A 22,487-nucleotide genomic window follows, 5' to 3' on the forward strand; every position below is an offset into this window, starting at 1 on the left:
TCCTAACTATTTATACCTCTCTCCTTAAAATCCTTAATATCTCTTCCCCATGCTTCTCAACCTTTATAGTCCCAAAATCTTTGGTTCTTAATAACTTTCCCTTTATCTTACGTTTTCTTCAAATTACTTCCTCTAGTTCTGCATTATAAATATAGAATAGTACTTTATACCTTTCCTTCTAAAAAACCTCTCTCCACCACCTCAAACCCCTGATTTTCTGCAATTTGGTATAGTGGTGAAATACATTGCTTTAGTTTCTCATTAAAATCCTTTTTAGGTTTATACTTCAAATATTCATGAAAATTCCCTATTTTTAAAACATCAATGTAACATTCTAAATCTCTTTCTTTACCCTTTTGAGCAAGATATCCTACTGCTTTATACTGTATGTCACAAAAGTCATTGATGTATGTGTCATATTTAAGTAACTTATCACTTTTAGAACTATTTATATTCTTAAAAGTAGGTACAAGGTTCCACATCTCATCGTGCAGCACAAAGCTCCATAGAATGAAATGGTCAATACTAAGCATTCCATGACTATCATAGTTTTCTTCTATGTCACCTTTCTGTTACTCTTAATAATATAAATTTGAGCTAAAGTTATACCACCCATTACATTTTACCACAAATTATGGTTAAATGTGTCAATATTATGCAATTTATGCAGTGAACTTACAAAAGAATGAAGCATGGACTCTAAAAGCCATGCTTCATTGAAATATCACTTGCCACTTGTCATGTGAGTGGCACCTAATTTTCTATCAAAGTATCCACCAATTCCTTTTGTCTTTCTTCTAAAATATCAGGTGTCCATGCATCATTTTGTTGTAAAAATATTTTATTGGCATGGAAAACATCCACCCTTTGTTTTAAATACTTAGTCTTTTTATCTATAAAATCTAAGTTGCTAAGCTTACTGTTTTTGATTTGGCTTATTAAAACTAAATTAGCAATTCTATGAGTCCACTTTTCTCTTTCTTCCTTGGAAAAATCTTTTATCCACTGGCTGTTATCACTTGGATTTTGAGGAAGCACATGTTCTACACTAATTCTTTTGTATCCAGATAAGTGAACAGTATTATCTCCCATTAAATATTCCAGCTTTAATAATAAGTATTTAGCAAACCTAGTTTTGTATACTTCTCCTTCAATGTTATATCTAAAAAGGTTTGTATCTATAGCAAATAAATCCTCATTTTGTAAAAATTCATCTAAATGCTCTTCATCTGTTTGTTCAATAGCTTTTGTAATTCTATTCATAGCCTCAAGCCTTTTAGTAGAATTATATTTACATATCCAATCCCCTGCAAATTTATATTCTAGCTTTCTTAAAAACTCTATAAGATTTTTATCCTTAAATTTACTATAGTAAAAAAGCAGTGAAGGTATCCAATCTTCTGATGGAAGACCTAGTTTCATTATAGTTATAAGATTTTTATATTCATTACTTAAATTAGCATCCTGCAGCTCTATAATATCGTCATATATGCTGTCATACTGCATAATAAGAGCTAGGGTTTCCTTTCCCTTCTCCAATTTTCCGCTATTATATATATTAGCTTCATATTCATCTAAAAGATTTGCTCTTGCTTTCCTTTTAACTAAAATAGCCCTTATAAATTCAAGAAATCTTTCAAAGTACTGTCCATATTTACTCTCTAGTTCTTCCCAAGTTTTTGAATATTTTTTTATCTCTTTTTCTTCTTTCAAAGCTCCTATATTTATGGATTTTAATATATCTGAAGCTGTTAATGGTACGCCTCTATCATTTAGTATTGTGAAAAGTCTAAAAGCATCTTCAGTGTTATCTGTTGAAACATATATGAATACTGCATTGTTTAATAAAATCTTCTAGCTTGTCACTGTTTAATGTACCCTGATCTTTTACTATGTAACTTGATATAAAATCTTCTACTTCATCTCTTATATAGTATACGATTCTTTGTCTTGATATAACAAGAGTGAAGTATTGATACTTCACCCTTGTTATATTGTTCTACTAATGTGTTGGCATTACATGAACAATTTGCTGAATTCGAACAAAAAATATTGTGTCATTATCATAGGATTTTACAACAACATGATCAGGCTTTACATCTGATAGTATACCTTGCAGATTTCCTCTAACTGTTTCAATAACTACTGATTGGCCTATAATTGTTTTTAATACATCTACAACATAAGGATCTACTAGTGTTGTATAGTATATTAGTTGCCTGTTTTTCATCATCTGCTTTTGATATGATTCATTATTCATTCTCCTAACTCCAATAAATAAAATTGATACACTTTATAATATATGGGATATATAGAAAGTGTTACTATTTATAAAAGGATAGGAATTCCAATCCTTTCGTTACCTTGGTTCTGTTAGCAAGCAGTAACTTACAGTTCCTGCCACGGGGTCAGGCACCATTCCACAATATATTTTATTTAAGCTTTTCTTTAAATTGTTGTGTTATTTCCTTTTCATACTATGGTAGGCACAGCTTTATATCATTAGCTTAATAATTTTCTTTAAGAATTAAATTCATAAGAAGTCTTCCACATCTACCATTTCTGTCTATAAAAGGATGTATAAAAGTAAATTTATGATGAAACTCTGCTGCAAGTATTATGGGATGCTTGCAGCCCACTTGCTACATAAAAAAATAAGCATGAGCTATAAAACCCATGCTTTATCAAAGTATCACTTACTACAATGTTTTCATTTCTATTCTTTCTTTGCTTCAATTATAAAAGAAGCCACATAGTCTTGAACATCGGTGTTTGGCGCCCAGGATTTTATTATTTCCTTGCTATTATCTTTAGGTGTCATTTTTATATCCTTAAACCCTACCTTTTCTAGGATGTTTTTTATATTTTCACTATATTCTGCACCTGAAATACAACCACATAACATAGCTAAATCCTGTTTCATACTTTCTGGAAGCTCTGCTGTTGCAATAACATCTGATATCGATAGCCTTCCACCAGATTTTAGAACCCTATAAGCTTCTCTAAATACCTGCTCTTTATCTAAAGACAAATTGATTACACAATTTGATATAATAACATCAATTGACTTGTCCCTAACAGGTAGATATTCAATTTCACCTAGCCTAAACTCTACATTAGTATATTTACTTTTTTCTGCATTTTTTCTTGATAGCTGAATCATTTCTGGTGTCATGTCTACTCCAATTACATATCCACTTTCTCCTACCTGTCTCCTTGCAAGAAAGCAATCAAAACCTCCTCCGCTTCCAAGGTCAAGAACTCCTTCTCCTTCCTTAAGTCCTGCAATAGCAATAGGATTCCCACATCCTAAACCCATATTACTTTCTTCGGGAACACTGTTAACATCACCTTTTGTGTAGCCAATTTTATTAGAAACTTCCTCAATATAATTTGGATTATAATCTAAAGTATTTTCATTACCTCCACAACAACCAGAACCACAGCCACAACCTTTTGAAGCATTCTTAGCAACACCAGCATACCTTTTACGTATATGACCTCTTACTTCTTCTTTATTATTAAACATAAATATCCCTCCAAAACTTATAAATTATTTTTCTCATATATAAAGACGAGCAGAATGTAGATTGGTCGCAAAAAAACTACAACTTTTTTTGTTGTAGTTTTTGGTGTTATCTATATTAAATTATTTCTTTCTTTTATAATCTATAATATTTCCATAAGCATCAAGTTCAAATTCACAACACTCCATCAACATTTCCTTTAATTGATTTCTAGCCCTTTGAACTCTTGTTTTTGATCCTGACAATGATAAATTTAATTTTTCAGATATATCTTTATGTTTCATTCTATTATATTCATATAATTTTAAAGATTGTTTATACTTGTCAGGTAGTTCATGTAACATAGACTTAATACACTCTGCAATTTCTTCATTCATATTTTTAGCATTATCTTCAATTATCGGTATATCTTCTATTTCATCTAGTTCTGGTATGTTTTGCTTTCTTCTATAATAATCAATTATAGTATTATTAGTAGTTGTGTAAAGCCATGATTTAAGCTTAGTTGGATCTTCTAATTGCTCAATACTTTTATAAACCTTTATGAAAACCTCTTGAAGTATATCCTCTGCAGCATATTCATCCTTCACTTTTGTTTTAATAAAATATAACAATTCAGCTCTAAAATCATTCCAGATTGATTTTATATTTTCCTCCATAAGCTTTCCTTTCCTGGCTTTAAAGCCACAATCTATTGATATTTTAACAGTTATTTTCTATTACGCTACCCTTTATATATCTAACTTATCTTTATCATAATTGCCATTGTTATTATAGAAATCCTCATAATTTGCATCACCAACGAATAACGTTTTTTCTTTAGCAAGCAGTAACTTCCAGTTCGTGCTATGGGGTCAGACCCTATTCCGGAGAATGTCAATGCAACGGACATTCTCTGGTTGCTACAATCTAATATCATGAAGGCACAGCAAGTGTATCAATTTACTATCTGAAATTTTTCCTTTACCAAAGGCTTTTACATAGGTTTCACAAAAATTACCAAAGAATATATTAAGCTTTTTATGATCTGCATCTGTAAGTTTAATAACTTTTTCTTTAACTTCTTTGATATCAGCATTTTTATTATCTACTGCTTGTACAGGTTGATTTTCTGCTTTTTTATCACTATTACTTTTGTTTTGCTTATCTTCTCCATTAGCTGAGTTTATATTTCCTGGGGCATGATCCTATTATTGCTACCATCTCATCAGTATTTATTCTCTTTTCATGTTTATTATCATTATAATATATTGATTTATATATTGATGTCTTACCAGCACCATTAACCCCTACAAATATGGTATAAGTAAGCATTATTGTTTACCTATTACTTTTTCTTGTTCTCTTTGCAATACCATGTTAGATAAAGTCATGTAGAAATCTCGTTCCTCTTTGGTCTTTGCTTTCTTAAATAAGTTTTTCAAGTCGCTATATGAATAATTTAAAAACATATCATATAATGTATTTTTCTCAACTTCCATATTAACTCCTCCAAAATCATAATATATTTGTAATGATTATATACTATCAAATAAAAATTTAAAAGTTTTTAGTTCCATATACTAATTGACCTAATTTGCAATAAAAAATAAGCATAGCCTCTAAAAGCCATGCTTTATTAAAGTACGCTTACCACTTGCCACGTGAATGACTCCATTTCTCATTCCATTTTTACCCAGGTACCTGACCCCTAATCAGTACACCCTGTAGCAACAATATCCACCCCGCAGCCGCAGATGTTTTCAATAATTACATCATATCTTTTTACAGGCGGGGTAACCTTAACCTTTTTGATTTCTTCCATGCAATCAATAAGTAATTCTTTAGGGACTGGCTTATTAGATCGAACTGCAAGGAGTGGAGAGGTTTCACTGTCTAGTTTTACAGTTGTTGTTAAAATACGTACTGGGTGGCTAAATTCTGCTTTTGCATATTCTATACCGCGATTACAGCTATATCCCTCTATGGATTCAATGTTATCTCCTTCTCCCTTAACGGTAATATGACAGCCTATAGGGCAAATTGTACAAATAACTTCCTTTACCATGCTGCTACACCTCCTTTATGATTTCTACAGTAACTTCATCACCAGAAATCTTTGATGTACTGACTTCTATACTTTCCATTTCCCCTGGGTTAATTCTTATTGCTTTTTTCTCTGCAATGACCTTTTCATTTGATGTTGCTCTAATTTTCACCTTTGTATCTGGAGCAAGTACTCGGAAGTAAAGCTTAACCTTTTCATCTTCTTCTGAAACATTAATGCTTTGAGGACATAAGTAACGAATGTTGTTTCCTGTTACTGCTTGAACTACTTTAGTGGTCTTAGGAAGTGTTCCCAGAGCATACTTTGCTGCATAGGTACCAGCTTTAATACTTTCAACACTTACATTGTCCACCAGGTCATTTACATGAACCACATTTCCGCAAGCAAATATTGAATCTACCGAGGTCTGCATATATTGATTTACAGCTGGTCCATTTGTAATAGAGTTCATTTGTATTTCAGCTTTTCTTGTTAATTCATTTTCTGGTATTAATCCTACAGATAAAAGTAATGTATCACACTGAATAAATTCTTCTGTTTCCTTAATTGGCTTTTTATCCTTATCAACTTCTGCAACATAAACTCCTTCTACACGTTCATTGCCAACAATTCTAGTTATTGTGTGAGAAAGTTTAAGTGGAATATTAAAATCATCAAGACATTGAACCTTATTTCTTGTGAGTCCTGCTAAGAAATCCATGATTTCTATAACCGCTGCAACCTCTGCTCCCTCTAAGGTCATACGTCTTGCCATAATCATGCCTATATCTCCAGAGCCTAATATAACAATTTTTCTTCCCACCATTTCATTTTGTCTGTTAACAAGCCTTTGCGCAGCCCCTGCAGTATAAATACCTGAAGGCCTTGTGCCTGGTATCATTATATTTGCCCTTGTTCTTTCACGGCATCCCATGGATAAAACAATGCTTTTTGCAATAATCTTAGTCATGCCATTTTTAGAACTTACACATATTACTGCATTTTCTTCTGGCAAAACCTCAAGCACCATTGAATTTAACAAAACCTCAACCCCAAGACTTAAAGCCTCTTCACCAAATCTTCCTGCATATTCAGGACCTGTGAGCTCTTCCTTAAAATAAGTCAGCCCAAATCCAGGGTGAATGCACTGCTGAAGTATACCGCCTATATTAGAATCACGTTCAATAATAACTACCTTTTCTGCTCCTTCTTTTTTAGCAGCAACCGCAGCAGAAAGTCCAGCAGGGCCACCGCCTATAATTGCCACATCACAATTTATCTCAAACATTTATATCCCCTCTTCCTATCTAGTTTTACCTACAACCATGTATGAACCTTCATTATTTTTATTCACCTCTTCAGGGGTAATTCCAAGTTCGCGAGCAATGATTTCTAAAGCCTTAGGTCCGCAAAATCCTCCCTGACAGCGTCCCATTCCAGCACGAACACGGCGCTTTACTGCATCCATGCTCTTTGCTCCTAAGGGCCTATTTATTGCATCAACAATTTCCCCTTCTGTTATGGTTTCACACCTACATATTATATTTCCATAAAGAGGATTTTCAGCTATTGCCTTTTCCTGCTCTTCTAAGGAAAGTTCATGAAAGCGCTTGATTCCCTTTCTCTTAGATATAAAATCCTTCTTAAACTCAGCATTCATACCGTGAGAAATCATCATTTGTGCAACATATTTTGCTATGGCAATAGATAGTGTTAATCCTGTTGAACGTACTCCTGAAAGATTTACATAGCCCTCAAGATCATCATACATATCAACATGAAGTCCTTCAGGATTTCTATTTGGACGGAGACCGCTGTATTGAGTAATGGTGTCTTTTATATTTACATTAGGTACAAGTCTCTTTACATCTTCAAAAATGCTGTCAAGTCCCTCTACAGTTACAGACTTATCAACCTTATTATCTAAATCCTCTGCTGTTGGCCCTACAAGCATATTTCCATGAATGGTTGGACACATAAGCTTTCCCTTTGTAATTTTTGTAGGAATAGGAAGTACAATTTTATTAACTTTACAGGATGTGTTCTTGTCCAAAATATAAAACTGTCCTCTGCGAGCTACTACTTTATAATCAGCCTTTCCAACCATAGCTGCAATTTCATCACAATATAGAGCTGCAGCATTAATTACATAAGTAGTTTCAATGGTTTCTCCTGTGGTTTCAACGGATTTTATTTTACCGTTTTCTGTATTAATTCCTGTCACCTTTGTATTTAAAAGAAAACTTACTCTATTGGCATTGGCATTTTCAGCTAAGGCAGTTACATATATAAATGGGTCGATAATGCTTTCACGGGGAATATAAAGTCCTCCCTTAACCTCAGGATTTAAATTTGGCTCCATTTCTAAAAGCTGCTCTGGTGAAAGATACTCCACATCATAAACTCTATTTTTAAAGGCTTTTTCTTTTATAGCTGGTAATTTTTCAAGCTGCTCATCGGTAATGGCAGGTAAAATAGCCCCTATGCGCTTAAATGGTACATCTAAATCCCTAGTAATTTCATCATACATTGGGTTAGCTGCAACCACCAGCTCCGACTCAAGTGTTCCAGGAGTCGCATCATAACCTGTATGTATGATAGCACTGTTAGATTTTGAAGCATCTCCTCCAATATCTTCATTTTTATCAACTACAATAATATCAAGTTTATATTTTGAAAGCTCTCTTGCAGTGGCACATCCAACAGCACCAGCTCCTATAATAACCACATCTGCTTTTAACATAGTCAAATCTCCCTTCTATATTTAGGCATTTGGCCAGGTAAATCCTGACCAAATGTATATTATCTTTTAATTTTCTTCCCAGCTCTTTGCTCTCTCAACGGCTTTGTGCCAGTGATGCAATAGTTCTTCTCTCTTTTCAGCACTCATCTTAGGCTCATATCTCTTGTATAGTTTCCAGTTGCTAGAAAGCTCCTTAAGATCATGGAATTCACCAATTCCATAGGCCGCAAGATACGCTGCTCCAAGGGCTGTGGTTTCAGTAATCACAGGAACATCTACAGGAATACCTAATATATCTGCCTGGAACTGCATTAAAAAGTCATTAGCAACTGCTCCCCCATCCACTCTCATAACTTCAATTGGAATACCTGAATCCTTTACCATAACATCAAGGTTATCCTTTACTTGATAAGCAATGCTTTCAAGGGTTGCACGAGCAATGTGCTCTCTTGTGGTTCCTCCAGTAATTCCTACAATGGTTCCCCTTGCATACTGATCCCAATGAGGTGCTGCAAGTCCTGCAAAGGCTGGAACAAAATACACTCCCCCAGTATTTTCAACGCTCTTAGCCATTTCTTCAGTTTCGCTGGCCTTTCCAATAATTTTAATTCCGTCCCTTAACCACTGAACTGCTGCACCAGCAATGTAGATACCTCCATCAAGAGCAAAGGTAATGTTTTTCCCGTTTATTCTCCAGCCAACGGTGGTTAATAATCCATTTTTAGAGTATACTGGCTTATCTCCTGTATTCATAAGCATAAAGCACCCTGTTCCATAGGTTGTCTTTACTGTTCCAGGTTCAAAGCAAGCCTGACCAAATAAAGCTGCCTGCTGATCCACAACGGAGCCGGATATAGGAATCTTTGCGCCAAAGAAATCTAGGGGATCTGTATAACCATATAATTCTGAGCTATCATGAATTTCAGGCAATATACTCTTTGGAATACCAATTGCCTTTAATATTTCATCATCCCACTCTCCTGTGTGTATATTTAAAAGCATTGTTCTTGAAGCTGTGGAGTAATCCGTTACGTGAACCTTTCCATGAGTAAGCTTCCAAATCATCCAAGTATCTAAAGTTCCAGCTATAACCTTTCCTTCAGCTATTTTATCTTTTACACCTTCAACATTATCTATAATCCATTTAATTTTTGTTGCACTAAAATAAGCATCTACCACAAGGCCTGTTTTTTCTCTAATCATGCCACCATAGTTTTTAGAAAGATCATCTGCCATTCTAGCTGTTCTTCTGTCCTGCCAAACAATTGCATTATACACAGGCTGACCTGAATATTTATCCCAAAGCATCACTGTTTCCCCTTGATTATCAAGTCCCATACATTTAATATCAGAAACAGATATATTTGCACTATTTGCTGCCATCTCAATGGATTCTAATATCTTGTTCCAAATTTCCATAGGATCGTGTTCAACCCATCCGGGATTTGGATAATATTGTGTATGCTCTTTATATCCCTTCCCAGCAATATCCCAATTTTCATCAAACAATAATGCCGTAGTCCCTGTTGTTCCTTGATCAAGACCTAAATAATACTTCCCCATTTAATTACCCTCCCCCATAAATTAGGCTTCAACAGTTTTATTTTTGCTTTCATTACGTTTTTTAATTTGTGCGCTTTGTTCTATTTCAGATGAGATGTTTTTGCTCATTATAATTGCTATTGCTACAGCTATAACACCTGCTGAAAGTTTTCCAAGAACCATTGGTGTAATCATATCTGGTCTAACTCCTGCAGCAAAACCTAAATGATCTCCAAGGGCTGCTGTAGCAGGTACAAGCCATGCTGTATTTACTATTTTTCCGCGGTGATTCATGTCCTTCATCATTTTATATACTGGTATTGAATTGGCTAGTGTAAAAACAAGACCTGCTGCACTTGTTGCATCTAAACCAATTTTTCTTCCTATATTATTAAGAGGCTTATCAAGAACCTTAACTAAAATTGAAAGTATAGGGAATGTACCAAGAAGAACTATACCAATGCTTGCTATTATTGACATACCATCCATAATTGGTGCCATACCAGGAATTATTATAACCCCTGTTATAAATTCAAAGGCTGCAGCTGCTAGTCCAATATAAATAACAACTGTAATGAATTGACCAAAAACCATAGATCCTTTAATCATTTTATTTGGAATAAACTTTAATCCCAGTGCTAGTATTACTGAAAAAATAATAACGGGAACACTGTTTTTTAAGATAAGCATTGTATCAAATTTTGCTATAAATCCGCCTATAATTGTGCCGAAAGGAATAGCTATTAAGCCTATTAGTAAGCCTTTTGCAAAGAATGGTTGGTCTTCTTCTTCAATAAGTCCAAGGCCAACAGGAATTGAAAAAACTAAAGTACATCCAAGCATTGATGCAACAATAAGTCCTGATAAAAGACCTGCTTGTTCACTTTGTGCAAGTTCCATAGCAAGTGGATATCCTCCCATATCGTTTGCTAGTATTGCACCAAACATTGCAGGGTCAGCTCCCATAGCTGTAAATATAGGAATGATAACTGGTCCTAAAACCTTAGAGATAACAGGAGTGAGGCACACAATACCTACCATCCCTAAAGCCAATGGACCCATAGCGCTGAAACCTTCGTCGAATTTTTCTCCTAAGCCAAACTTATTACCAATAATTTTGTCTAAAGCCCCTAGAAGAAGTCCAACAGCCATGACCCACATGATCATCTTGTCAAAGGTCATAAATATCCCTCCTAAAATAATTATTGTTTGAAATGTGTATTTATGATTACTTATTATGTATTTATATCTATATTGTATTTATGTGGATTTGATAATATTACTAGAATTTTATATGTTTTTTATTTTAAATTTCTATTATTAATGTTAGAAAACATTTTCATTTAGCTAGATTTTCATATTTTTAACAATGTATATTCCTGTGGATTATTGGCCAGCTTGTACTAATTCTTTGAAATCCACAAAAGTCCACATTTATCCGATGGATATAGGTATTCCCCATAAGCAAACCCCACCTGAATCTAAGAATCACTTGATTATAAAAGAGCAGATTTCTCTGCTCTAAATTAAATTACTTATTATCTTTTATATCTGCAACTATAATATTCACACCTTTATTTCTTATATCTGATATTATCTTTTGGGATGCCTTATTATCTGTAACTATTGTAGTTATCTTTTCAACGCTGCATATTCTATTCATTGCAATTACGCCAAACTTACTGAAATCCGCTAAACCTATAACATTTTCTGCTCTATCAATAATGTGCCTGCGCAAATTAGCTTCTTCTATATGATAATCTGTAATCCCTTCATCTGCTGTAATACCGCCAATACCAATTATGGCTTTATCCACATTAAACATATCCATGGATTTTTCAGCTAGAAACCCTGAGGTGGAACATTCCCCTCCTCTGACATCACCCCCAAGCATAATAACTCGTATATCCTTGTTATCTGATAAAGCTATGGCAACAGGTATTGCATTTGTCAAAACTGTTATTCCCTTCTTTTCACTTAATGCCTTTGCAAATTCCAGGGTGGTTGTCCCAACATCTATGGCAATGGTGTCCCCATCTTTAATAAGCTCAGCTGCCCTTTCTCCTATGGCCGTTTTTTCAGGTAAATGCTTCACTTCTCTAGAGGAATATTCCGGCTCCAATCCATATGCAGATTTAATAATTGCTCCGCCATAAACCCTGCTTAAGTACCCGTTTTTCTCTAGGTACTCTAAATCACGGCGTATTGTCTCTATGGATACATTGAACAATTCACAAAGCTCGCTTACCTTTACCATTCTATCCGTTGAAATCATTTGTATTATCTTAGATCTTCTTTCATGCAGCATCACATTACCTCCCGTTGTGCACTTACATAAATTCCACAGACTTTCAAATAAAAAATCGATATAATAATGTATAATATAAAATTAACTTGTTAAATATTAATCATATTAATCCCATCAATTCCAAAACTATATTTTCATTTTACCATATTATGGATAAAGTTTCTATATTCATCATCTTTAGCATGGTTAATAACTATTTATGTTATGAACCGAATGCAAGGCATCATATTATTAAATTGCCTTTAAAAATTAAAATGATAATAATATCTTTACAACTAAAAAAGAAGCGAGATTGCTCTCACTTCTTACTCATATATATAGACTGTCATGGTTCCGTCTCCATTATATATAAGCTTTGTCAAGCTGTGAAAATGGATACATCTTGCCACTTGCCATGTGGGTGGCACCTAATAAATTTTAATTCAAAATAGCTTTATCAATAAACTCTCCAACACTATTTACTATATTGAAAGGTTCATACTCCTTCCACATTTCTAAATTAGATAATAATACAACCTGTTTATCCCTGCCTTGTAATTTGTAATTTAACAAATCATCTATCATATCTACCTCTTTAGAATCATTTGAGCCATAAACTAATGATCCTACTGAATTGAAATTTTTAACTAATATATAATACATTTTTCTAGTGCCTCCTTAAAATCTTCTTCATTATTTATAACACCATTATCGTATAATTCTTTTAATTTTATTCCTATAGTATTATCCTTATATTTATATACATATTTATGAAGCCACATATTAAATATATAATCTCTTTCAGTAAAAAACTGTACTTCTATTGGATAATGATAATTACTTTTCTTGTAATAAATATGGTATCCTCTATATCCATCATCATTTTTCTTACCATTTGTCATATCTACATGTTTTATATTATCATCATTTAAATCTATATTATAATTTGAAACTATAACTCTAATTCCTAAAATATCATTAAAACATGAACCTATTTCTTTACTTGGATAATATCTGTCATATTTAAGTTTTATAGATTGTAACGATTTAATTCTATAGGTATAATCATCTAATAATCTTCTTCTCTTCTTTAAAAATACCCTATAATCATTAAGTTCTTCCATTAAAACTTCTTTATCTACTTTTCTAAGTGTATTTTTTAAATTCTTACCTAACTTTGTTTCATAGCTTATTGCATCTAAGGTTCTAATCAATTTATTATTTTCCACTATTTCTCCCTCTTTTGCATACAGGCTTATAAATAAAATTTTATTTATATTAACTCCATTTTATATTTAATCTTTATATGATTATAGCATAAATTACTTCAAAAGATTAAGTACATTTATAATAATTACTCTTCATTAAGAAAACTATAATTAGCTTTCTTCTTAGCATATAAGGTAATATATAACTTGTCTATTTGGTGAATCATCTCACCTCAAATTTCACATATATATTCTAATGCTATGTAGTTTATATGGTAATTTTACATAAAAAATAGCTAGCAAATCTCATTTGATTTTACTAGCTGTTTTATAATATACTCTTTTTCCATACTGGGATTCTTTTATCTTTTCATAAAATATATTTATTCTAAAGTATCTTCTATTTCTTCTATTGTTGGTAATGTTCCTTTTAATTCCTCTGGTATTTTTTCTAATAATTTATATTCGCTTACACCTATTGGCTTTGTTATATCTTTAAGTGAATACTCTGCTACAAGTCTATTTTTTTCCTTGCATAATATTATACCTATTGATGGATTATCCATTTCAGTTTTTAATATATCATCTACAGCTGAAAGATAGAAATTCAACTTTCCTGCATACTCTGGCTTAAATTTACCAGTCTTTAATTCTATTACAACATAACATCTTAATTTTAGATTATAAAATAATAAATCTAAATAATAATCATCATTGCCTACTTGCAATTTATATTGATTTCCTATAAATGCAAACCCCGATCCTAACTCTAACAGTAGTTTAGTAACCTTTTTTACTAATTGATTTTCTATATCTCTTTCATTCATATCTTCTGTCATTGTAATAAAATCAAATATATATGGGTCTTTTAAAGTTTCTACCGCAAGCTTATTATTAGGTGCCTCTAACTTTTCCATAAAATTTGTTGTTTTTATCTCACTATTCTGCCTCTGGAATAGATTGCTTTCAATTTGATGTACCAAAGTGTTTCTACTCCATCCATTTTCTATTGTCTTATTAATGTACCAAATTCTTTTATCTATATCTTTTACTCTATCCATTAGCACTACATTATGTGACCATGGAATTTGTGCAACCACTTGTTGCACAAATTGAATATCCTTATATTCCTCTGCAAATTTTCTCATATATTTTAAATTTCTAGTTGAAAAGCCTTTTTGATCTGGGAACTCATCTTTTATTTCTTTTGCTATATTATCAATTACTTTTGCTCCCCAGCCTTCTTTATCTTGATAATTTAATATTACGCTGCCTATGTTCCAATATAATATTAATAATTCCTTATTTACAGCTAATAATGCTTTTTGTCTTGAATTCTTTATCTGAATTTTTATACCACTTATTAACGACTTGTATTCATTAGACTTTTCTATACTCATGCTAATCTAGACCATCCTTTAAAAATTATATACAATTTACCTACAAAAATTATAACATAAGTCAAGGTGTTATGTCTTCCTCTCTAATTACATCGTTTTATATTCCAAAAGAATATATGATAATATTATGTAATTTATATAGTAATTTTGCATAAAAAAATAAGCATGGCCTCCATAAAGCCCATGCTCATTTTTCCCCATTCTACACCTCTAATTTCAACTTCTCCAATGAATATCTTTTTCCGTTTTCAAGGTATATTTCACTATAATAAATATCTACTTCTTCTAGTAACTGTGCTATTTGATTTTTTAATATAATTTCCACACCATTTATGGTTCCAAATTCTTTTGTATCTTTTGAGATGGATTCTGCTGTGGAAATTACAACTTTCTTCTCTATATCTATATTTAAGTGAGCAGCATATACATTGGAGCCGCTGTATACTTCGTCTAAAGCAGCCCTTGGCATATTCTTAGAACTTAACATTTTACATTGTATAAGGGTGTATTTATTATCCTTTTCAACTACCACATCTACTCCCTTATCTCCAGATTTTACAGTTAAAAATGTTCTGTAACCTTTTTTTCTATATATAAGGCTGCACAATGCTTCAAATTCATCTGGACTTAGTGTATTCATCACATCATATAAGGTTATAGCTCGGCTGTCCTTTGATTCTTCCTCATCCCATTCATTAACCACATCCACATTACTTTCCCCAGCTGCTAGGAAAAAGTTATTAAGCATGCTCTTTTTTCTAACCAGTAATCTATTTAACTTCTCCTCTGGAGTTTTTCCCTTTGCACTTAACGTTTCATAATAATTAATGTATTCCTGCTCTGAGTTAAATGTAGATTTTGAATGCTCCCCAAGAGTTAAAATAGGATAATAAACATATACATCCTTCTTTTGTCCTATTCTATAAGCTCTGTCCGTTGCTTGAGCTTCTTTAGCAGGATTCCAAAGCCTTGTGTAGTGTATTACATGATTTGCCTCAGTTAGGGTTATTCCAACCCCCGCTACCTCTGGAGATAATACAATCACATCAAACCCTTGACTCTTTCTAAATTTATCAAGTATGTCTTTTCTTTTATCCTGCTGTATTTCACCATTTACTACAGAAGCATTTATTCCATACCAATGCTTCATTGCTGCAATTAGTATTTGCTGCATCTTTTTAAATATGGTAAATATTATTACCTTCTCCTGTTTAGCCTTAATTTCATCTAAAATTCCCTTTAAGCTGCTTAGTTTAGATGAACTATTTATAACGTCGTCCATTTCCTCAGGTTTAAATAAACTATTTATATCTTCCTTTGTAACTAAATGAATATGACTGCATAGTGCTAACATTCTTTGAACAAGAGGAAGTACACTTTCATTGTTACTATGTCGCATTTTATTTATTTGCTCTATAAACTGCTTTTCCACCCTATTGGCTGGAACATTTATAACCTTTACAATCTTATTTGGCAGCCCTTCTAATGCATCTTCTTTACTTCTTCTTATAAAATTATTTTCTATTTTTCTTACCAAATCATTATTTAGTTCTTTTCTAGTATCTAGCTCATCACTTTTAAGCTTGTTTATTTTGCTTACATAAGTGCTGCTAAAATCCCTTCTGGAACCTAATAATCCCGGAATAGCAAAGTCCATTATATTCCACAAATCTAAGGTAGTATTTTCTATAGGAGTTGCACTACAGGCAATTTTAAAATCTGCATTTTGTGCTTTTAATGCCACACTTACCCTAGTGGTGGCATTTTTTATCTTTTGTGCTTCGTCACATATTATAACTTTCCAGTGAACTTTTCCAAGAAGCTTATGATTAATTCTCAATGATTCATAGGATATTAATGTTATATCTGTATTTTTTACTTTTTCTAATTCCCTATCTCCTATGGCTCCTCTTATTTTAAAGGTGGTAAAGCTATTATCTCCAAAGAACTTTTGAATTTCCCCCTTATTTAAAGCATCAGAGTTGTCCCAATTATCTATAAGTATTGTTGGAGCTACTATAAGTGAAGGACTTACCCCTTCCTTTTCTTTTATCCATGCTAATAGTGATAGTATTTGAAGAGTTTTCCCAAGACCCATGTCATCTGCTAATAAAAATCCATTTATCTTTGAAGTTCTATATAGGTTTTGCAGCTTATAAAAACCTTCCTTTTGATGAGGAAATAAACTTACCTTTAAACTTTTAGGAATTTCTAAATTGTATCTTACTTCCTCTTTTATTTCTTCTGTATATTCTAATGAATTTAGGTTTTCTTTTACAAGCAGTTCTTTTTCCTTACTACTCTTACTCTTACTGCCCTTTTCTCCTCTAACTCTTTCAATTATTTTATCTATATTTTCTGCTCCATAATTCTTTATATACTTTCCCTTATATTCAATGTATTTATCATCAGGATTATGAAACATTTTTTCTTTAATTTCCTGAAGCTTTGTAATGGATTTAAGTTGATTTACATCTACAATAGCTCCATTAATCTTTTCTATTTCACTTAGAATTTCATCCTTACTCATTATGATTTTATGAGCTTCCTCATTCCCTTTTATTTCAACTTCAATTAACTGCAGGTTATTTTCCTCTAGTTCATTTAATTTTCTTTGAAAAACTTCCCTATGCTCAGGTTTTAGAACTACAGTATCTTCATTTGCATTTAGTATAGGAAATTGAGCCCCTTCATCTGTATCAAACCAGCTGTTATCACTTTCTGCTCTGGCGCTGGTATTTGCTCTATAGGTTAAATACCCAAGACCAATAACTCTTGGACCATAAGAGGATAAGTCAAAACTGTCCTCATCATTTAATAAATCACTTTCTCCCCTTAAAAATTTATTTAATCTTTCTCCTGTAAGCACTCTATCCCTTTTTACCTTTTCTGCAGCAGTTTTATTTTTAAATACTACCTTTCTGGCTTTTCCGTTATCTGATACATTGTAAAAGTTTTTAACTTCTCTGCTTTCATCAAACTTTCTCACAAACTCGCTGTTAAACTTTTCATCCTTGCCTTCAATAACTGGCAGTATTTCAAGGGAATCCTTTTCCTTTTTAAAATCCAGCTTTATTTTATCTATGACAATAGGCTCTTCTTCCTCTTCCAGCCTTTTATTTAGTATTATATTGGCCTTACTGGCATATTGTTTTATTGGAACTAAAAAGCTTAATTGTTCTTCTATTTTGCTATTTTTTTCTGTGTTTATATTGTATTCAATTAACTTTTTTAAAAAGTCATACATGTCTTTAGGAAGGATTTGATATTCTCCATTTACTATTAAAATGTTATTTTTCAGTCTTTGGATATCATAATCTCTTCCATCCTTAAATCCAAAGGTGTACTTTACAATTTCACTTTCATTAAAGTTTCCTTTGTTATCAAGCTGTATATATCCACTGTATAATGAAGGTAAATTCAAATAGGTGTAGTCATTTGAAAATTTATTATTTTCATCATAATAAAGTTCATATAAATTATCATAGGATATATATAAATAATTTTTGTCCTCTGATATATTTAAGTTAGTAGAGCTTACCAAAATAAATATGTCTTCACTACTTTCATAATCTATTAGTACATTTTTTCCATTTTCCATTAGATAAATTTTCACAACATCATCCTGAGAATAATCAGGATTAAAGCTTCTATGGGTTGCACTATTAGAGTTTAATATTCTTTTTAATAAATCTTTAAGTCCCATTTATATCAATCCCCTATATGGTAATTAAAATATTCAAATTCTCTTTGAAATTTATGTTCCCAATCACTTCCATGAATCATTCTTGACTGTGCCTTTTGTTCTACCTTAAGTAGTTGAGATATTACGTAACTTTTAGCACTGCTTCTTCTGTATCTTCTCTTATATTCCTCTGCTACCTGTTCAACCTTATCTATACTTAAAACCTCTCTATCATACATATACATTGCGCCTATTCCAGCAAATTCAACAAATATATGATTTTTAGTTTCCATCAGTAGTGCTTTTTCATATTCCTCAAAATATTCAACTCTATAAAAGTGCTTAATATATTTTTTCCAAAATATTAATCTTCTAGGATCTCCTATTATTTCAGTAAAGAACACTCCTATTTGCTTTGCTGCTCTCCACCTTTGAAATATTCTAATGGCTTCCTCATCTATACCTTTCCATTTTGCTCTTCCCGCTCCATAGGGGTCTCCTATACATTCTCCTATGTACCTAAACCATGCTTCTATATTTGGAGGCATATTTTCTAAGTTTTTATCATCTTGAGTTAAAAGGAGCTTTTCAAACACAGTTTTTTGATTTTTTTGTGGGAGATAATACTCTGTTATTTTACGAAGTTCTTCTGATCTTAAGTTTAATTCTCCCTTTTCTATTTCAGTTAACACCTTATTAGTTAAAATTGCTTTAACCATGGAGCTATCTTCTTTCATCATATATAAATTTATCTTTTCTGCCACTTCTTCTAAAGTAACACAGCTGTAAAACTCCTTATTTATGTTATTAAATAATTCCATGGAGTCCTTACTTTGTTCTATTAGATTTTTTAAAGGGATAATTTCATCTCTCCATTGCTGATTTACGCTAAATCCAAGCTTTAATAAGTTAAATATAATCCTATATCTATACAAATTATAATAGCTAAAAATTAGTGCCTTTAGATGATAATAAATTCTACTGTGGCTTTGAAAGTATTCCTGAGTCTTAGTAATAAAGTCTGTCATTAATCCGCTACTTTCAAGTTCTTCTAGTCTATACAGCAAGGCTTTATAATCCCTTCTTATCAAAGGTTTATTTTCCTTTAGTTTATTTAAAGACTTTTGAAATCCATCTTCTGTAACAACTACTTCAGCATTTTCTATGGAGTCTAGTTTTTTAGCTAAATTATTTAATTTTTTAGGTTTATATATAGAAAAATCCGGAACGCTGTATGTGTATGCCATAAACCCTTCTCCTTTATTTTCCCTCATCAATTTCATTTAAGATGGATTTTAAGGTTTCTTCATCCTTAAGTCTAAACTTAAATTCAACTCTTCTACTATCTGCTTGTAGTACCTTTCCATCCTTTTCAATTAAGTCTGATTTACTTCTTCCTATGGCTGAAAAATATTTTTCTATATCCTTTTGGTGCTTAATATTTATAGGGTCTTGAGATATATATTTTACTACGCTTAAAGCCCTGCTTTGACTTAATTCCAAATTATAAATGTAAGTTCCATCATCATCTGTATGGCCTTCTATTATAACAGTGGATATACTTCCTTTTATTTCAGGATCTCCAAGTAATACCTTTAAATATTTAGGCACAAACTCACTTAAAAACTTTTGTCCCTCTGGCTTTAATTCACTTTTATCTTTATCAAATAAGACTTCACTTTTTAATTTAATTGCACCAGTATTTTTATTTATTGCTATATCATTTCCCAGTTCCTTTACAAGCTTAGTTATTATTTTACTTCTAACACTGGATAGTTCCTTAATCTTTGCTTCCTTTGTAGCAAGTGCTTGATTGTAATCCAAAACTACATAAATAAATAGGAGTACAAATACTATAAGTAGGCTGGACATAAGGTCACTAAATGATAACCAATAAGTTATTTCTTCATCTTGTCTTTTTCTTCTCCTGATAACTTTACCAAACATAGCTGCTATGCTCCTTTATTTATTGCATTATCATAAATTTCTCCTAGTTCTTCTATACTGTCATTAAGATTTTGTGTTAAGCTGTATATTTTTTCAAATACATTACTTATGCTGTCATCATACTGCTTAAATATATCATTTAAGCCTCCTCTTATGGCTGCTGTATAATCCTTTACTCCTTCTTTGATTTCTCCATTTAAGCTGTCAAAGCTTCCCTTATATTGAGCCCAAAGCTCTTCAGAAATCTTTTGAGTTTCTGTAAAGTTTTTAAGCCCTTCTGTAAGCTCTACACTATTTTCACTGAAGTTATTTAATTTAGTTGCTATTTCACTATACTTTTTATTTATATCTGTTAAATTTTCCATAATATCATTTTTAAATTGATTAGTTGATTTATCAAATACTTCAAAGGTATTTGATATGGAATTATTAATTGTGTCATAGTAGTTATCTAATTTATCAATGGTACTTAAGAACTTATTATTTATTGACTCAGATGTTTCCTTAAAGTTACTCATGTTTTGGGTTAAGTTCTCCATTACAGGAGTAAAATACTCCCCAAATTTATTTAAGTTTGAGGATGTTTCCCTTAAATCACCATACATTTGCTGTTGAACCTCTATAGTATTTAAGTTTTCTTTTAATATATTTGATATCATAATGCTTGCTTCATTTTGATAGCTGATATTTTCTTTAATTTCTCTAAGTAATACTCTAGAGTCTTCATTTGAATAATTCTGCGTCTTAGAAAAATCGCTTAATTTAAACAGTACATCTGATAATTCTTGTGATAAATTTTCAACCTTAACATTAGTCTTTTCCACGTTGCCTGCAGATAAGTTTGTTTGAGATATTATATTTTTTTGATTTTGCATTAGCTCTTCTATGATTTTTATGGAGTTTGCAAACTTATCAAACATCTCTCCATTTTTATCTGTAATTTCCTTTAAGGAATTCTTTAATCCATTCATTTCCTCATTTGCAGCATTGGCAAATAAATTATGAGCACTATCAAATAATGTACGCATAGCACTTTCATTGGTATTTTGGCTCATCATAACTAACTTTTCAGTTGCTTGTCCTAGTTTCATTAATGTTGGAGTTAGATTTTCTTGTAGTGATACATCAAACTTTTTACCAACCTGCTCTGCAAAATCAGTGGATAGTTTTTGAAGTGAGCTGGTTTGTCTCTCCAATTGAAGATATATTTCCTTTATACCATCCTCTTGAGTATTTTTAGGAAATAATCCATCTAATTTAGAAGCTAAAACATTTATCTTATTTTCCATATCCCCTAAACAATATTTTTCATAAAAAGTTATAATCATTGAATATAAGATACCATAAAGACTTGTTTTAAAAGATATCTTTATACCATTTATAAGCAGTTGAATACTATCCTTAGTCTTTTGCACATCTCCAGTCATATGTAAGGTTTGAAGCCCTAGAACTAGTCCTAAGAATGTTCCAAAGATACCTATGGCTGTAAGAAGTTGAGGTATATAATTATGAATCTTATTGTTAAATTTAGACATAATAATGTCCTCATTAAAAAAACATCCTGCTTCGGTAGTTGCAAAATGTTTCTTCCTCTTTTCCCCATCGGATGCCCCATCGTCTTCTATTCTTCTAATAGTTTTATCAAATTGCTGCCAAGTATCCTTTAAACTATTGTTGTTAAAAAAAGCTTTGATTTCATGAAACTTGTTGTCTATATCTACGGTATTAACCTTATCTATAAAACTAATAGCATCATTAATATCTTTATCGGTGTCCTTTAGCATTCTATATAAATCATATACATTGTAAAAAGCAAGTAAGATGGTAATTATAAAAAATGCAGCAATAACAATACCACCATTGATTATTGGACTTATTGGTGGATAAAACAGCACTAATGCTGTAAAAATTATAAATAAAATAATTGCTATCTTAAAACTTTTGGATATTGAACTAGGTCTTTTGTTCAAGTTTAACCCTCCTAATTAATTATTTATCTTTGTTGTACTATTATTGATGCATTAGTAACATCGTATATGTATTCTCACTCCTAAATTATAAAAAATTTTACCTCCAATTTCCTAAATATCACATCCCAATAAATTATTTTATCATAAAAAAT

At 31.8% G+C, this 22,487-nt stretch carries 19 protein-coding genes and 2 pseudogenes; all 21 read right to left on the minus strand.

Annotated features, from left to right (window positions below):
* Nucleotides 1-164 precede the first annotated feature (164 nt).
* A pseudogene (locus BSD9I1_RS06615) lies at nucleotides 165-557 on the minus strand (HNH endonuclease domain-containing protein); the annotation flags it as partial.
* 196 nt (nucleotides 558-753) lie between these two features.
* A complete protein-coding gene (locus BSD9I1_RS06620) occupies nucleotides 754-1,713 on the minus strand; it encodes an HNH endonuclease family protein (protein ID WP_186429673.1) in 960 nt (319 codons plus the stop codon).
* A 289-nt stretch (nucleotides 1,714-2,002) separates the two neighbouring features.
* Entirely contained in the window at nucleotides 2,003-2,260 is a 258-nt protein-coding gene (locus BSD9I1_RS06625; protein ID WP_207653888.1) for a YuzF family protein, read from the minus strand.
* A gap of 247 nt (nucleotides 2,261-2,507) precedes the next feature.
* Nucleotides 2,508-2,639 carry a Fic family protein gene (locus tag BSD9I1_RS06630; RefSeq protein WP_242966433.1) on the minus strand — a complete coding sequence of 44 codons (132 nt, stop codon included), beginning with the start codon at nucleotides 2,637-2,639 and terminating at the stop codon, nucleotides 2,508-2,510.
* A 77-nt stretch (nucleotides 2,640-2,716) separates the two neighbouring features.
* Nucleotides 2,717-3,529 carry an arsenite methyltransferase gene (locus tag BSD9I1_RS06635; RefSeq protein ID WP_186429674.1) on the minus strand — a complete coding sequence of 271 codons (813 nt, stop codon included), beginning with the start codon at nucleotides 3,527-3,529 and terminating at the stop codon, nucleotides 2,717-2,719.
* A 120-nt stretch (nucleotides 3,530-3,649) separates the two neighbouring features.
* Nucleotides 3,650-4,186, minus strand: a complete 537-nt coding sequence (gene sigZ / locus BSD9I1_RS06640) for an RNA polymerase sigma factor SigZ (protein ID WP_186429675.1) — start codon at nucleotides 4,184-4,186, stop codon at nucleotides 3,650-3,652.
* A 523-nt stretch (nucleotides 4,187-4,709) separates the two neighbouring features.
* A pseudogene (locus tag BSD9I1_RS18865) lies at nucleotides 4,710-4,841 on the minus strand (ATPase); the annotation flags it as partial.
* Entirely contained in the window at nucleotides 4,841-5,008 is a 168-nt protein-coding gene (locus BSD9I1_RS06645; RefSeq protein WP_186429676.1) for a hypothetical protein, read from the minus strand. The pseudogene BSD9I1_RS18865 and the gene BSD9I1_RS06645, both read right to left, overlap by 1 nt.
* Before the next feature lie 209 nt (nucleotides 5,009-5,217).
* On the minus strand, nucleotides 5,218-5,574 hold the full coding sequence (locus BSD9I1_RS06650; protein WP_186429677.1) for a DUF1667 domain-containing protein: 357 nt from the start codon (nucleotides 5,572-5,574) through the stop codon (nucleotides 5,218-5,220).
* Nucleotides 5,575-5,578: 4 nt separating this feature from the next.
* Nucleotides 5,579-6,841 (minus strand): NAD(P)/FAD-dependent oxidoreductase, encoded by a 1,263-nt coding sequence (locus tag BSD9I1_RS06655; RefSeq protein WP_186429678.1) that lies wholly within the window; start codon nucleotides 6,839-6,841, stop codon nucleotides 5,579-5,581.
* A gap of 15 nt (nucleotides 6,842-6,856) precedes the next feature.
* Nucleotides 6,857-8,296, minus strand: a complete 1,440-nt coding sequence (locus BSD9I1_RS06660; RefSeq protein ID WP_186429679.1) for an NAD(P)/FAD-dependent oxidoreductase — start codon at nucleotides 8,294-8,296, stop codon at nucleotides 6,857-6,859.
* A gap of 66 nt (nucleotides 8,297-8,362) precedes the next feature.
* Entirely contained in the window at nucleotides 8,363-9,859 is a 1,497-nt protein-coding gene (gene glpK / locus BSD9I1_RS06665; protein WP_186429680.1) for a glycerol kinase GlpK, read from the minus strand.
* A 21-nt stretch (nucleotides 9,860-9,880) separates the two neighbouring features.
* On the minus strand, nucleotides 9,881-11,020 hold the full coding sequence (locus tag BSD9I1_RS06670; RefSeq protein WP_186429681.1) for an ethanolamine utilization protein EutH: 1,140 nt from the start codon (nucleotides 11,018-11,020) through the stop codon (nucleotides 9,881-9,883).
* A 349-nt stretch (nucleotides 11,021-11,369) separates the two neighbouring features.
* On the minus strand, nucleotides 11,370-12,146 hold the full coding sequence (locus BSD9I1_RS06675; protein WP_186429682.1) for a DeoR/GlpR family DNA-binding transcription regulator: 777 nt from the start codon (nucleotides 12,144-12,146) through the stop codon (nucleotides 11,370-11,372).
* 417 nt (nucleotides 12,147-12,563) lie between these two features.
* Nucleotides 12,564-12,788 (minus strand): DUF6718 family protein, encoded by a 225-nt coding sequence (locus BSD9I1_RS06680; protein WP_186429683.1) that lies wholly within the window; start codon nucleotides 12,786-12,788, stop codon nucleotides 12,564-12,566.
* Complete coding sequence (locus tag BSD9I1_RS06685; RefSeq protein WP_186429684.1) at nucleotides 12,773-13,354, minus strand: hypothetical protein; 582 nt, start codon at nucleotides 13,352-13,354, stop codon at nucleotides 12,773-12,775. Before BSD9I1_RS06685 ends, BSD9I1_RS06680 begins: the two co-directional genes overlap by 16 nt.
* 362 nt (nucleotides 13,355-13,716) lie before the next feature.
* The gene (locus tag BSD9I1_RS06690; RefSeq protein WP_186429685.1) at nucleotides 13,717-14,733 is read right to left on the minus strand and encodes a YhcG family protein; all 1,017 of its coding nucleotides are present in this window, start codon (nucleotides 14,731-14,733) and stop codon (nucleotides 13,717-13,719) included.
* 202 nt (nucleotides 14,734-14,935) lie between these two features.
* Nucleotides 14,936-18,439 (minus strand): SNF2-related protein, encoded by a 3,504-nt coding sequence (locus BSD9I1_RS06695; protein WP_186429686.1) that lies wholly within the window; start codon nucleotides 18,437-18,439, stop codon nucleotides 14,936-14,938.
* A gap of 5 nt (nucleotides 18,440-18,444) precedes the next feature.
* Nucleotides 18,445-19,665: an EH signature domain-containing protein gene (locus BSD9I1_RS06700; protein WP_186429687.1), complete on the minus strand. Its 1,221-nt coding sequence runs from the start codon at nucleotides 19,663-19,665 to the stop codon at nucleotides 18,445-18,447.
* 13 nt (nucleotides 19,666-19,678) lie between these two features.
* The gene (locus tag BSD9I1_RS06705; RefSeq protein WP_186429688.1) at nucleotides 19,679-20,365 is read right to left on the minus strand and encodes an OmpA family protein; all 687 of its coding nucleotides are present in this window, start codon (nucleotides 20,363-20,365) and stop codon (nucleotides 19,679-19,681) included.
* 5 nt (nucleotides 20,366-20,370) lie between these two features.
* Nucleotides 20,371-22,335 carry an anti-phage ZorAB system protein ZorA gene (gene zorA / locus BSD9I1_RS06710; RefSeq protein WP_186429689.1) on the minus strand — a complete coding sequence of 655 codons (1,965 nt, stop codon included), beginning with the start codon at nucleotides 22,333-22,335 and terminating at the stop codon, nucleotides 20,371-20,373.
* Nucleotides 22,336-22,487: the final 152 nt, after the last annotated feature.

This window comes from Clostridium sp. BSD9I1 (genome assembly GCF_900185645.1).
Classification (GTDB): Bacteria; Bacillota; Clostridia; order Clostridiales; family Clostridiaceae; genus Clostridium_AK.

What these genes read in the sequence shown, in the direction of transcription:
- BSD9I1_RS06695 (WP_186429686.1), bottom strand. Translation starts at nt 18,439, where the DNA reads ATGGGACTTAAAGATTTATTAAAAAGAATATTAAACTCTAATAGTGCA.
- BSD9I1_RS06675 (WP_186429682.1), bottom strand. Translation starts at nt 12,146, where the DNA reads ATGCTGCATGAAAGAAGATCTAAGATAATACAAATGATTTCAACGGAT.
- sigZ (WP_186429675.1), bottom strand. Translation starts at nt 4,186, where the DNA reads ATGGAGGAAAATATAAAATCAATCTGGAATGATTTTAGAGCTGAATTG.
- BSD9I1_RS06690 (WP_186429685.1), bottom strand. Translation starts at nt 14,733, where the DNA reads ATGAGTATAGAAAAGTCTAATGAATACAAGTCGTTAATAAGTGGTATA.
- BSD9I1_RS06670 (WP_186429681.1), bottom strand. Translation starts at nt 11,020, where the DNA reads ATGACCTTTGACAAGATGATCATGTGGGTCATGGCTGTTGGACTTCTT.
- BSD9I1_RS06705 (WP_186429688.1), bottom strand. Translation starts at nt 20,365, where the DNA reads ATGTTTGGTAAAGTTATCAGGAGAAGAAAAAGACAAGATGAAGAAATA.
- BSD9I1_RS06650 (WP_186429677.1), bottom strand. Translation starts at nt 5,574, where the DNA reads ATGGTAAAGGAAGTTATTTGTACAATTTGCCCTATAGGCTGTCATATT.
- BSD9I1_RS06645 (WP_186429676.1), bottom strand. Translation starts at nt 5,008, where the DNA reads ATGGAAGTTGAGAAAAATACATTATATGATATGTTTTTAAATTATTCA.
- BSD9I1_RS06660 (WP_186429679.1), bottom strand. Translation starts at nt 8,296, where the DNA reads ATGTTAAAAGCAGATGTGGTTATTATAGGAGCTGGTGCTGTTGGATGT.
- BSD9I1_RS06700 (WP_186429687.1), bottom strand. Translation starts at nt 19,665, where the DNA reads ATGGCATACACATACAGCGTTCCGGATTTTTCTATATATAAACCTAAA.
- BSD9I1_RS06625 (WP_207653888.1), bottom strand. Translation starts at nt 2,260, where the DNA reads ATGAATAATGAATCATATCAAAAGCAGATGATGAAAAACAGGCAACTA.
- glpK (WP_186429680.1), bottom strand. Translation starts at nt 9,859, where the DNA reads ATGGGGAAGTATTATTTAGGTCTTGATCAAGGAACAACAGGGACTACG.
- BSD9I1_RS06655 (WP_186429678.1), bottom strand. Translation starts at nt 6,841, where the DNA reads ATGTTTGAGATAAATTGTGATGTGGCAATTATAGGCGGTGGCCCTGCT.
- BSD9I1_RS06680 (WP_186429683.1), bottom strand. Translation starts at nt 12,788, where the DNA reads ATGTATTATATATTAGTTAAAAATTTCAATTCAGTAGGATCATTAGTT.
- BSD9I1_RS06635 (WP_186429674.1), bottom strand. Translation starts at nt 3,529, where the DNA reads ATGTTTAATAATAAAGAAGAAGTAAGAGGTCATATACGTAAAAGGTAT.